Here is a 12,578-nt window from a genome sequence, read left to right on the forward strand (position 1 = left end):
TAACAGCTTTATGTGATTAGTATAACACATAGTCGTTTTTATGCAAGCCTTTCCTTAATAATTTTTGAGCTAATTAGCGATTCTTTCATTAAAATCCATCAGAAAAACCTATTTAACAGCGTTTTATCTTTGTGATGTATTTAACTAATTTATTATATAAAAAGATAAATAGTAAGAAATCTGTAATATAAAAAGAGATTTCTGTACTAGTACAGAAACCTCTTTTTGCTAATTCTATAGAACAGCTTACTTGTTTAATTAGAATTTTCTGCTGATTTTTGTTCTAATTCAGCAGTATGCATTTCATGAACTTCTAAAATTTCACCGTCTTGTTTTTCATCAAGCATGAAAGAACCATTGGATGTTCGATCATTAATTGGATACTTTTCAGAATCAAGTGTGTATTGTTTGCCGTTTTGTGTCGTAACTAATAATTCTAACGGGCTACTTTCTGACATAAAGGTTACACGATGGGGATTTTTTTTCAATTCTCTAAGAACCATTAGGCCACGTTTAGCACGACCTAATTGCGGTAATTCTTGGGCAAGCATCCGTTTGATGCTTCCTCGTTGAGTCAAAATCACAATCGGTGTATCTCCGTCTTCATGAACAAGCAATCCATTGACTACATAGTCTTGATCTTTTAGATTCATCGCTTTGACACCTGCTGCTTTTGCGCCCACTACGGGTACTTCGTCTAGTGGATATCGTAAGCCAAAACCACGATGACTAACTAAAAAGACATCTAAAACTTTCTGTTCATTCGTTAGGTAAACATTTACGATTTCATCGGAATCAGATTTCAATTTCATACAGTTAGTTGGACGACTCTTATAGGTTCTCCAAGGTTCAAAATCAGTCATCTTACTTTGCTTGATCATACCTTCTTTTGTCATAAAGACAAACGTTTTCGTTGGTGAAAGTTCTTTGTAAGTATAAACAGCGATGATTGATTCATCTACTGAAAGATTTAAAATGGCTTGAGAAATATGTTCTCCTATTTCCTTCCATCTTAGATCTGGAAGTTCGTGGATTGGTCGATAGATCACATTGGCTTTATTTGTAATTAATAAAATATGATCTAATGTGTTGACTTCACCAGTATAAAGAAGGAAATCTCCTTCTTTCATCCCGACTTCTTCTGGTTTTGATGCACTATAGGAACGTAAGCTACTGCGTTTGATGTATCCTTCATGAGTTACAGTGACAATTACATCTTCTTGGGCAATCAAAACTTTGGTATCAATCTTGATTTCTTGGATCTCATCTTCGATCTTAGTTAAGCGAGGATTGCCATATTGTTTTTTGACTTCACGCAATTCTTTTTTCATTACGTTGAATAATTCGTTTTCATCGCTTAGGATTTTAGTTAATTCAGTAACGAGCTGATTTAGCTCATCAGCTTCTTTTTCAAGTTGAGTGATATCTGTATTGGTTAAACGATACAATTGTAATGTTACAATGGCTTCAGCTTGTTCCTCTGTGAAGGCGTAGGCTTTCACTAAGTTCATCTTCGCATCTTTTTTATCTTTACTACCGCGTATTGTTTCGATCACTTTATCTAAAATTGACAACGCTTTGATTAAGCCTGCAACAATATGCTGCCGTTTTTTGGCTTTGTTCAGTTCAAATTGACTTCGGTTTGTGATCACTTGTTTACGGTGAGCAATATAGCTGTCTAAAATTCGTTTTAACCCAACTTGTTGGGGGGTCATATTATCGATTGCAACCATATTGAAATTATAATTGATTTGAAGCTCGGTATTTTTGAAAAGATAATTTAGAATCCCTTCAGCGTTGGTATCTTTTTTCAATTCGATAGCAATCTGTAAGCCTGTACGGTCACTCTCGTCGCGAACTTCAGCAATACCGTCGATTTTTTTATTTAAGCGAACTTCATCCATCTTTTTAACTAAGGTAGCTTTGTTGACCTCATAAGGAATCTCGGTCACAATAATTTGCTGTTTGCCGCCTTTTAAAGATTCGATTCTGGTTTTTGAGCGCAGAATCACTTTTCCACGACCTGTTTCATAGGCTTTTTTGATTTCTTCTTTTCCTTGTAAGATACCACCTGTTGGGAAATCAGGTCCTGGAATGAATTCCAGTAGTTTATCTAAGGTTGCATTAGGATGATCAATCAAATAAATCGTACCATCGATGATTTCTGCTAAATTATGTGTCGGAATTTCCGTTGCATACCCTGCTGAAATCCCTGTAGAACCATTGACTAGTAGATTAGGATATTTCGCTGGTAAAACAGTAGGTTCTTTTTCCGTATCATCAAAGTTCCAAACAAAATCGACCGTTTCTTTTTCGATGTCTTTCAGTAACTCGCCGCTTAATTCAGATAAACGAGCTTCTGTATAACGCATCGCAGCTGGCGGATCCCCATCCATACTCCCATTATTTCCGTGCATTTCGATCAGAACTTCTCGAAGTTTCCAGTCTTGACTTAAGCGCACCATCGCTTCGTAAATACTGCTATCACCATGGGGATGATAATTCCCCATGATATTTCCGACAGATTTAGCGGATTTTCTAAAGCTTTTTTCAAACGTATTACCATCTTTGTTCATGGAGAATAAAATTCTACGTTGTACTGGTTTTAACCCATCACGAATATCTGGTAGGGCACGTTCTTGAATGATATATTTGGAATATCTTCCAAAACGATCGCCCATTACTTCTTCAAGTGTTAATTCTTGAATATCTTGGCGTTTTTCCAAATTCGTCACTCCCTACTCTAAGTCGAATAAACTGATTTCTGCTGCTGCGTCTGTCTCTGCATTTTTACGTTCAGTTTCTTCTTTTTTTTCTTCATCTAATACTTCATTTGAAATGGATGGAGAAATCTCCGTCTCACCATCTTTTCGATCTAAGATACTACCATCTTCTTCTAGTGTGAATTGTACATGGCGTTCGATCCATTTTCTTCTTGGTTCTACTTTATCGCCCATGAGTGTCGTTACACGGCGTTCTGCTTGTGCAGCATCATCTATTCTAACTCGGATCAACGTACGTGTCTCAGGGTCCATTGTAGTCTCCCACAGCTGATCAGCGTTCATTTCCCCTAGACCTTTGTAGCGTTGAAGCATATAGCCTTTACCGACTTGTTCCGTCACGTTAGATAATTCTTCATCTGTCCAAGCATATTCTGTTACTGCTTTTTTGCCAACTCCTTTTGATACTTTATAAAGTGGCGGTAACGCAATATAGATTTTGCCAGCTTCAATCAGTGGTTTCATATAGCGATAGAAAAAGGTTAACAGTAAGACTTGGATATGTGCTCCATCGGTATCCGCATCGGTCATGATGATGACTTTGTCATAATTACAGTCTTCAATTGAAAATTCTGGACCAACACCCGCACCGATTGTGTAGATCATTGTGTTGATTTCTTCGTTTTTTAAAATATCTTGCATTTTGGCTTTTTCAGTATTTAGCACTTTTCCTCGTAAAGGTAAAATCGCTTGGAATTTTCTGTCGCGTCCTTGTTTAGCTGAACCACCGGCAGAGTCTCCTTCGACTAAATATAATTCATTTCTTTTAGGATTTCGTGATTGAGCCGGTGTTAGTTTTCCAGATAAAAGAGATTCGCCTTTTTTCCGTTTTTTGCCATTTCGACTTTCTTCACGGGCTTTGCGTGCTGCTTCACGCGCTTCACGAGCCTTGATCGCCTTACGGATCAATTGTTGACTCATTTCGCTGTTTTCTTGCAGATAAAAGCCCATTTGCTCTCCAACGACATTATCCACTGCATTACGCGCCATTGGCGTCCCAAGTTTTTCTTTGGTTTGACCTTCAAATTGTAATAAGTTTTCCGGAACGCGAATCGATAATACAGCAGCTAATCCTTCGCGGAAGTCACTACCCTCTAAATTTTTATCTTTTTCTTTTAGCAAACCGACTTTTCTTGCATACTCATTGTAAGCTTTTGTCATTGAAGACTTCATCCCTACTTCATGAGTACCACCATCTTTTGTGCGGACATTATTGACAAATGAAAGGACATTTTCTGAATAGCCATCATTATATTGATAAGAAAGCTCAACTTCGATGCCATCTTTTTCCCCTGAAAAATAAACAACAGGTGTTAATGTATCTTTTTCTTCATTAAGGTAGGCAACAAATTCTTTGATTCCCTCATCATAATGGAAGACTTCCTCTTTTGGTTCTTCTCCTCTAAGATCTGTTAGAGAAATTTTGACACCTTTTAATAGAAATGCAGATTCTCTTAATCGCTCTGCTAATGTATCGTATGAAAAATGGATAGTAGAAAAAATAGTATCATCAGGAAGAAAAATTACAGAAGTCCCATTTTTTTTATTCGTTTTTCCTACTTTTTTTAAAGTTCCAACGGGTTTTCCGCCATTTTCAAAACGTTCCATGTATTCAACACCGTCACGGACGATGCGCACTTCTAACCAACTAGATAACGCATTTACTACGCTGGCACCTACACCATGCAGTCCGCCAGAAGTTTTATAACCGCCTTGGCCGAATTTTCCTCCTGCATGTAAAACGGTAAAGATCACTTCTACGGTTGGGATTCCAGATGCGTGCATTCCAACTGGCATTCCGCGGCCAGAGTCAGTGATTTTGATACTATTGTCTTTTTGGATCGTGACACTGATTTCATTTCCATAACCGGATAATGCTTCATCAACTGCGTTATCAACGATCTCATAGACTAAATGATGTAATCCACGGCTGTCTGTGGAGCCGATATACATTCCTGGTCTTTTTCTTACAGCTTCCAATCCTTCTAAAACCTGGATGGAGGCGTCATTGTATTCATTGTTTACTTTTTTCGCCAAAGAAAAAACTCCTTATACTTGAATTATAGGGCCAAAGGCCACATCATTACAATAATACTCTAAAAGCTCTCAAAAAAAAAGAGCTTTCCTAAACGGCCACTCTTTCTTAAGATTATTTACATCTATTTAGGCATTTCGGCTAATTCAATTTTTATGCAACGATTCATTATAATAGCATTTCTTCCTGCATTTTTCAATATTTCCGAAGCTTCTTCACTTTCCAAACCTAATTGGGCCCAAAAGACTTTTGCATCAGTTTCTATGAAATCATGTGCTACTTCAGGTAAAAATTCACTTCGACGGAAAATATCGACAATGTCAATTTGACCTGGTACATCTTGTAATTTTTCATAGACTTTTTCGCCAAGGACTTCTTGCCCAGCTAAAATCGGATTTACAGGAATGATTTCATAGCCATATTCTTGTAGTAATCTAGCAATTTTATAACTTGTGCGGTCTTCTTTGGCACTTAGTCCAACGACTGCGATTCGTTTGGCTTGTTTTAAGTAATTAAAAATTTGTTTTTGTGATGGGTTTTCTATTGGCATTTTGATCATCCTTTCTAATTTCTCTTACTTTCATTATACAACGAATATTTAATTATTGTTAGCTGTTTCTATTCGTGATAAAATAAATGCTAGTTTGAACAGAAAGAGGTTGCTCAATGAAATTCTTTGTGTTATTGATTATAGCTTATCTACTCGGTTCTATCCCTTCCGGTGTTTGGGTCGGAAAACTATTTTTTAAAAAAGATCTTCGTCAATTTGGTAGTGGCAATACAGGAACGACAAATACATTTAGAGTATTGGGAAAAAAAGCTGGTATTGCAGTTTTGTTTATGGATATCTTAAAAGGCACATTAGCCACTAGTTTACCCTTTCTATTTTCTTTAAATGTCAATCCGTTGGTATTTGGTGTTGCAGCTGTTTTAGGTCACACATTTCCAGTTTTTGCACATTTCAAAGGAGGAAAAGCGGTTGCTACGAGTGCAGGGATGATCTTAGCTTACAATCCAGCATTTTTTGTTTATTCTGCCTTAATTTTTATTATTATGTTATACATTACTAGTATGGTTAGCTTAACTAGCATGATCAGCGCAGTATTGATCACTTTGTCAACAGTCGTTTTACCCTTTGCTATTCCAGCGATATTGCCTAAATTTGATTGGTTATTGACCACGATTGCTTTAGCTTTGACCATTTTTATTTTTATTCGCCATAAGGATAATATAAAACGGATCAAAGATGGCACAGAAAGTCGTGTACCTTTTGGACTAGGCTCTAAGCCTGAAAAAGAAACAAAAAATAAAAAAACTAGAATGTGAGGTTTCGACATCTCACGTTCTAGTTTTTTTATTTTTATTTAGCTGTAAGTGTGTAATGGGTTTTGAATACCTCTGATGCAGCTAATTTATTGATCCCTTTTTTATTCACAATATTTCCTGTTGCATTTACTTCGTCTGCAATACCACACCAAGGTTCAATACACACAAAGGGTGCATCTTTTTGGTAAGGAGACCAAATACCTACATAAGGCATGTCAGTATAGCTTAAGCTAATACTGTGGGAGCTTTCATCAGTTTCAATAGTGATCGCATTGGCCCCTTTGGTTTCGAAGATAATGGCATCCTCTTTAAACAATTCTCTTCGAATATCAAGGCTTGTATTTGTTTGACCCAACGTTTTGTGTTCAAAATCGGCAAACGGTCCAACTAGTGGGATCTGAGTACGAGATTTTTTAGGTGAAAAGCTTAAATAATAATCATCGAATGTTAATCCTTGTTCTAGTGGAACATTGAATGCCGGATGTCCACCGATTGAGAAGTACATATCATTAGATCCTGTATTTTCAACTTGGTAACCAACCACTAGGCTCTCTTCTTCTAAAGCATAAGAAAGAATCAACTCAAAATCAAAAGGATAAACTTTCTTCGTTTCTTTATTACTTTTTAAAGATAACGAGACTAGTTCTGTTCCATGCTCGATTACTTCAAAAAGAGCATCTCTAGCAAATCCATGCTGTCCCATGGGATACGTTTGATTCTCATAAGTATATTGATCATTTTTAAGACGGCCAACGACTGGAAATAAGACAGGTGCATGACGTCCCCAAAAAGCTGGGTCTCCTTGCCAGATGTATTCAATATTATTTTTCTTTGATTTCAAGCTGACTAATTCAGCACCATCTTCTGCGATTGTTGCAATCAGAAATTCATTTTCAATTTGTACAGTCATATTTGCTGCCTCCTATTTGTTATCTTTTTCCAATTCTTTGATAAATTGTTTATTTAAGACTTTCAAATAAGTTCCCTTCATTCCAAGAGATCTTGATTCTATGATACCCGCTGATTCTAATTTTCTTAAGGCATTAACGATAACTGAACGAGTAATCCCTATTTCATCAGCAATACTTGACGCAGTCAAGCGACCTTCTTCTCCGTCCAAGGCTTTAAAGATTGCTTGAACAGCTTTTAATTCGCTGTAAGATAATGTATTGATCGCCATTTGAACAGCAGTTGCGCTGCGAACATTGGCTTCGATGTTTCTAGATTGTTGATAAAGGATTTGCATTCCAACAACTGTTGCGCTATATTCAGCTAAAACTAAATCTTCATCGTCAAAGGATTGTTCTACTCTTGCCAAAATAATCGTGCCTAACCGTTCACCTGCACCAAACATTGGTACGATCGTAGTTAAGCCAAAGGGATATTTTTCACGTAACTCAACTGGAAAAGCAGTTAAGTCGCTGGTGATTGAAATATTCGCTTCTGTTTTAGTTAAATTGTCAGCTGCATCTGTATAGCTTTGGGGAAAACGTTTTTCTTCAAACATGTGTTTAACACGTGCATTATTTACATCTAATTTTTCGTTATACCCTAGCAGAACTCCTTCGTTACTGATGATGTAGGCATTACTGTCTAAGACATCCCCTAAAATGACTGCCATCTTGTCGTAGGGTAACTCTGCTTTTTGATCAAATGTATTTTTCTGTTGTAAAAGCTTATTGATTTGACGCGTTTTTTCTAATAAAGTAGCCATTTTTACTCCTCCTAATTTAAAAGCGTAGCTCGTGTAGCTAGATAACACATGGTAATACCATGACACCTTGCTTCCCCTCTTACCAATTAACATCCACTCATTTCTTCGTTGTGTTTCTCGGCCTATTTCAAAGCAACCACTGAAAGAACTGTCAGATCATCCTACAAAATGTAGCGGCTTAAATCCTCGTTTTGAACAATACTGTTTAATTTTTCATTTACGTATGCTTCTGTGATTGTTATTTCACCCATTTGCATATCTGGTGCTTCAAACAATAAGTCTTCCAATAAACGTTCTAAAATTGTATGCAAACGACGAGCACCGATATTGTCTGTGTCGCGATTGACATTGAAAGCAATATTGGCAATTCGCTCGATGGCTTCTTTAGTAAAGATTACTGTGACATTTTCAGTTCCGATCAATGCAATATATTGTTTGATCAATGCGTTATTTGGCTCAGTTAAAATCCGTATAAAATCTTCAGCTGTCAAATCATCTAATTCCACACGGATTGGGAAACGACCTTGTAATTCTGGAATCAAATCACTAGGTTTAGATAAATGGAACGCACCTGATGCAATGAACAAAATATGATCTGTTTGGATTGGTCCATATTTTGTATTGACCTGTGACCCTTCTACAATCGGCAAAATATCACGTTGAACACCTTCGCGAGAAACTTCACCGGAATTTTGCTGACTTTTTGATGTGATTTTATCAAACTCATCGATAAAAATGATCCCACTACTTTCTGCTAAACGAATAGCTTCGCTATGGATATCCGCATCTTTGACGATTTTTGCCGACTCTTCTTTTACTAATAATTCTTGTGCTTCTTTAACGGTTACTGTTCGCTCTACTTTTTTCTTGGGAGATAACGCACCTAACGTTTCGTTTAAGTCAATACCCATCTGTTCCATCCCGTTATTCATTGCAGGCATTGTCTTTTTTGGTTCTTCTATTTCAATTGTAACTTCGCGATTATTTAATAAGCCTTTTTCTAACTGCTCAAGAATCGTTTTGCGGTTTACTTTGATTTCTTCCGTTATCTCTTCTTGTGCTTCTTGCGGTTGTTGTGCACTATTGAACATTTGCATCATTTGTTCAAATTGATTGTTTGATGCTTGTTTGTGCTCTTTTTTGATACCAGGTACTAACACTTTTACCAAGCGATTGTTCGCTTTTTTCAAAGCTTGTGAATAAACACGGCTATATTGTTGTTTCTCAACGATTTGAATGGCTTGTTCTACAAGATCACGGACCATCGATTCGACATCGCGACCCACATAACCAACTTCGGTAAATTTCGTTGCTTCTACTTTGATAAAAGGAGCATTGACGATTTTAGCTAGTCGTCTAGCAATTTCTGTCTTCCCTACACCAGTAGGTCCGATCATCAACATATTTTTAGGCGTTACATCTTGCTGCATTTTTTCGTCGAGTTGTAGACGACGGTATCTATTTCTCAAGGCTACCGCAACAGATTTTTTCGCTGTTTCTTGTCCAATAATGTAGTCATCTAATTCTTTAACGATTTCTCTTGGTGTTTTATTTAGTTCGTTCATGGTTGTTGTCCCCCATTTATAATTCTTCTACAATGATATTGTGATTGGTAAAGACACAAATATCAGCTGCGATGTTCAATGCATTTTTTGCGATATCTTTGGCTGACATTTCTTTGTCACCATAACGTTTCATTGCTCGTGCCGCAGATAGTGCAAAATTACCACCTGAGCCAATCGCTAAGATGCCATCGTCAGGCGTGATCACTTCACCCGTGCCTGATACTAAAAGCATTTCTTTATCATTCATTACGATCAGCATTGCTTCTAATTTTTGCATAGATTGCTGAGTACGCCACTCTTGAGCTAATTCAACTGCCGCCCGAGTTAAGTTTCCGTTATATTCATTTAGTTTTCCTTCGAACTTTTCTTCGAGTGTAAATGCATCTGCTACACTACCCGCAAAGCCGACAACTACTTCATCGTTATAGATTCTACGAACTTTTTTAGCTGTGCCTTTCATAACAACAGATTCTCCCATCGTTACTTGTCCGTCACCAGCCATCGCAAATTTCCCATTTTTTTCAACAGCGCAAATCGTTGTTGAATGAAATTGTGATTCTACCATTACCATTCCTCCTGATTTCAAAGCGAAACAAATCGATTGTGAAAGATTTGTTTCGCTAGATAATTTAAAAAAATAAAACAAACTCGTTTTCAGATAGCTTGGGTCGCTGATCATTTTTTATGCACGAGGATGAAACGTTCGATAATTTTTTTGTAAACTTTCTTTTGTTACATGAGCGTAAATTTGTGTGGTCGATAAATCTGAATGACCTAATAATTCTTGAACAGTTCGCATATCAGCACCATGATTCAATAAGTGAGTCGCAAATGTATGGCGTAACATATGCGGATGGATATCGCTGGTCAATGAACTTTTTTTTATAAGTTGATTCAAGACATATTCGATTCCAGTTGGTGTGATTTGCTCACCATGATGATTCACAAAAACAAAAGCATGTTCTTGTTGGTACTTCTTCATCAAAACTGCTCGACCATTTTCCAAATACTCTTTAAGCGCATCTTGTGCAAAAGAGCCAAAAGGAACATACCGATCTTTATTACCTTTCCCGTGAATCAGTAATACATTAGCAGAAAAATCAATTGCCTGTAAGGTCAAATTCTTACATTCACTAACACGTATCCCCGTTCCATAAAGAATTTCTAGAAGTGCTTGATTTCTTAGCTCTAAAGGTTTTGTTCCTTTCGCACTTTCAAATAAGGCATCAATTTCCTTTTCATAGAAAAAACGTGGAAGTCGTAATTGCTTTTTCTTCATATGTACATAGGAAAAAGGATTTTCTTTCATTACTTCGTTTTTTAGTAAAAATTGATAGAAAGATCGTAGACTGGCAATTTTTCTACTAATAGAATTTCGACTATATTCTTTGTCATAAAGAAAACTGAGGTACGTCCGAATATCTAAATGATCGACGTTTAAATAGTCTGCTTCACCTGAATCTTTTAGAAAATCAAAGAAATTGAGGATATCTTCTTCGTAAGCAATTTTGGTTTTTTCAGAATAGCCTCGTTCAACGATCAAGTAACTTAAAAATAGTTCAGGCCAGTTTTTTTCTTGCATAGTAGGCATCCTCCAATAAATTACAACGTAACTTTAGCATAACCTTTTTGAAAAGACAAATGAATTGTCAGAATTTAATCAATATTTTCAAATTTGGTAACAATTTATTCATATTTGCCTTTAAATCCTCATAAATTATAGGTGTAATTTAATTTTTTTATCCTCTTATTTGTTACTTAATCAAAAGACCGAAGTAAACAGTTGTGCTTACTTCGGTCTTTTGATTAAGTTGTTTGATCTATAATATTTTGTTCTTCAATGACACGTGCTAATGCCGTTAATGCTCTATTTGCAATGGCTTCATAGCGTTCTTTTTTATCCCGAATTCTTTCAGGCATTTCAGGGAATAGTCCAAAGTTAGCATTCATAGGTTGGAAATGTTTTCCCTCAGCATGGGTAATATAATAAGCCATGCTACCTAAAGTTGTTTCTCTTGGAAAAATGATCGTTTCTTCTCCCTTTGCTAAACGAGCAGCATTCATGCCGGCCAATAAACCACTAGCTGCACTTTCTACATACCCTTCAACACCTGTCATTTGTCCAGCAAAAAATAAATTCTCTCTTTTTTGAGATTGATATGTCGGTTTTAGTAATTCTGGTGAGTTCATAAAACTATTTCGATGCATTACACCAAAACGAACAAACTCAGCGTTTTCTAAACCTGGAATCATTTGGAAAACACGCTTTTGTTCTCCCCATTTTAGATGAGTTTGAAATCCTACAAGATTGTATAGAGAAGCTGCTGCGTTATCTTGACGTAATTGAATCACAGCATAGGGACGTTTACCTGTCTTAGGGTCTTCCAAGCCAACTGGTTTTAAGGGACCAAATAGCATTGTTTTGATTCCACGTTTGGCCATTACTTCAATAGGCATACATCCTTCAAAGAATTTCTCTTTTTCAAAAGACTTGAGTGGTGCAACTTCAGCTGAAATCAAGGCTTCGTAAAATGCTTTAAATTCTGATTCGGTCATTGGACAGTTTAAGTAAGCCGCCTCTCCTTTATTGTAACGAGATTTTAAGTATACTTTATCCATATCGATCGTTGCTTTGTCAACGATCGGTGCCGCTGCATCATAAAAATAGAAACCATCCGAGCCGTTGAACTCCTTGATTTGTTCAGCTAACGCTTCTGAGGTTAGTGGACCTGTTGCGATGATTACGATTCCTTCAGGGATTGTTGTGATTTCTTCATTTTTTACAGTAATTAGTGGATGATTTTTTATCTTCTCAGTGATTTCTTGTGAAAAATCATCACGATCAACAGCTAATGCCCCTCCAGCAGGAACAGCTGTTTTGTCTGCACTATTAATGATGATCGAATTTAAACGTCGCATTTCTTCTTTTAAAACGCCAACCGCGTTCGTTAAATTATTTCCTCGTAGAGAGTTTGAACAAACTAATTCAGCAAAATTTTCTGTTTGATGTGCAGGCGTATTTTTTACTGGTCTCATTTCATAAAGTGTGACTGGCACACCCGCTTGGGCAACTTGCCAAGCGGCTTCACTGCCGGCTAAGCCAGCACCGATAACTGTTACAGGAGTAATCATCTATTTCCTCATTTCTTTAAAAAACC

At 36.8% G+C, this 12,578-nt stretch carries 10 protein-coding genes; 1 reads left to right on the forward strand and 9 read right to left on the reverse strand.

Annotated features, from left to right (window positions below; translation table 11 throughout):
• Nucleotides 1–254: 254 nt before the first annotated feature.
• From parC to IGJ55_RS08320, 3 genes are all read right to left on the reverse strand, one after another.
• Nucleotides 255–2,726, reverse strand: a complete 2,472-nt coding sequence (gene parC / locus IGJ55_RS08310; protein WP_430608085.1) for a DNA topoisomerase IV subunit A — start codon at nucleotides 2,724–2,726, stop codon at nucleotides 255–257.
• 12 nt (nucleotides 2,727–2,738) lie between these two features.
• Nucleotides 2,739–4,817 carry a DNA topoisomerase IV subunit B gene (gene parE / locus IGJ55_RS08315; protein ID WP_069641391.1) on the reverse strand — a complete coding sequence of 693 codons (2,079 nt, stop codon included), beginning with the start codon at nucleotides 4,815–4,817 and terminating at the stop codon, nucleotides 2,739–2,741.
• A 122-nt stretch (nucleotides 4,818–4,939) separates the two neighbouring features.
• Nucleotides 4,940–5,365, reverse strand: a complete 426-nt coding sequence (locus tag IGJ55_RS08320) for a CoA-binding protein (RefSeq protein ID WP_069641392.1) — start codon at nucleotides 5,363–5,365, stop codon at nucleotides 4,940–4,942.
• Nucleotides 5,366–5,481: 116 nt separating this feature from the next.
• Between IGJ55_RS08320 and plsY the strand changes: the two genes are divergently transcribed.
• Nucleotides 5,482–6,141, forward strand: coding sequence for a glycerol-3-phosphate 1-O-acyltransferase PlsY (plsY, locus tag IGJ55_RS08325; protein WP_069641393.1), 660 nt, complete (start codon nucleotides 5,482–5,484; stop codon nucleotides 6,139–6,141).
• Between the two features lie 34 nt (nucleotides 6,142–6,175).
• On the opposite strand, the gene IGJ55_RS08330 is transcribed toward plsY, so the two are convergent.
• The 6 genes from IGJ55_RS08330 to trmFO all read right to left on the reverse strand — a co-directional run bounded on the left by IGJ55_RS08330 (nucleotide 6,176) and on the right by trmFO (nucleotide 12,552).
• A complete protein-coding gene (locus IGJ55_RS08330; RefSeq protein ID WP_429949802.1) occupies nucleotides 6,176–7,051 on the reverse strand; it encodes an aldose 1-epimerase family protein in 876 nt (291 codons plus the stop codon).
• Between the two features lie 12 nt (nucleotides 7,052–7,063).
• On the reverse strand, nucleotides 7,064–7,855 hold the full coding sequence (codY, locus tag IGJ55_RS08335; protein ID WP_069641395.1) for a GTP-sensing pleiotropic transcriptional regulator CodY: 792 nt from the start codon (nucleotides 7,853–7,855) through the stop codon (nucleotides 7,064–7,066).
• 161 nt (nucleotides 7,856–8,016) lie between these two features.
• The gene (hslU, locus tag IGJ55_RS08340) at nucleotides 8,017–9,420 is read right to left on the reverse strand and encodes an ATP-dependent protease ATPase subunit HslU (protein WP_429949800.1); all 1,404 of its coding nucleotides are present in this window, start codon (nucleotides 9,418–9,420) and stop codon (nucleotides 8,017–8,019) included.
• A gap of 16 nt (nucleotides 9,421–9,436) precedes the next feature.
• The gene (gene hslV, locus IGJ55_RS08345; RefSeq protein WP_429949798.1) at nucleotides 9,437–9,985 is read right to left on the reverse strand and encodes an ATP-dependent protease subunit HslV; all 549 of its coding nucleotides are present in this window, start codon (nucleotides 9,983–9,985) and stop codon (nucleotides 9,437–9,439) included.
• A 117-nt stretch (nucleotides 9,986–10,102) separates the two neighbouring features.
• Complete coding sequence (xerC, locus tag IGJ55_RS08350) at nucleotides 10,103–11,002, reverse strand: tyrosine recombinase XerC (RefSeq protein ID WP_430608087.1); 900 nt, start codon at nucleotides 11,000–11,002, stop codon at nucleotides 10,103–10,105.
• Nucleotides 11,003–11,226: 224 nt separating this feature from the next.
• Nucleotides 11,227–12,552 (reverse strand): FADH(2)-oxidizing methylenetetrahydrofolate--tRNA-(uracil(54)-C(5))-methyltransferase TrmFO, encoded by a 1,326-nt coding sequence (trmFO, locus tag IGJ55_RS08355; RefSeq protein WP_429949795.1) that lies wholly within the window; start codon nucleotides 12,550–12,552, stop codon nucleotides 11,227–11,229.
• Nucleotides 12,553–12,578 lie beyond the last annotated feature (26 nt).

The organism is Enterococcus sp. AZ170, assembly GCF_050545135.1.
Lineage (GTDB): Bacteria > Bacillota > Bacilli > Lactobacillales > Enterococcaceae > Enterococcus_L > Enterococcus_L ureilyticus.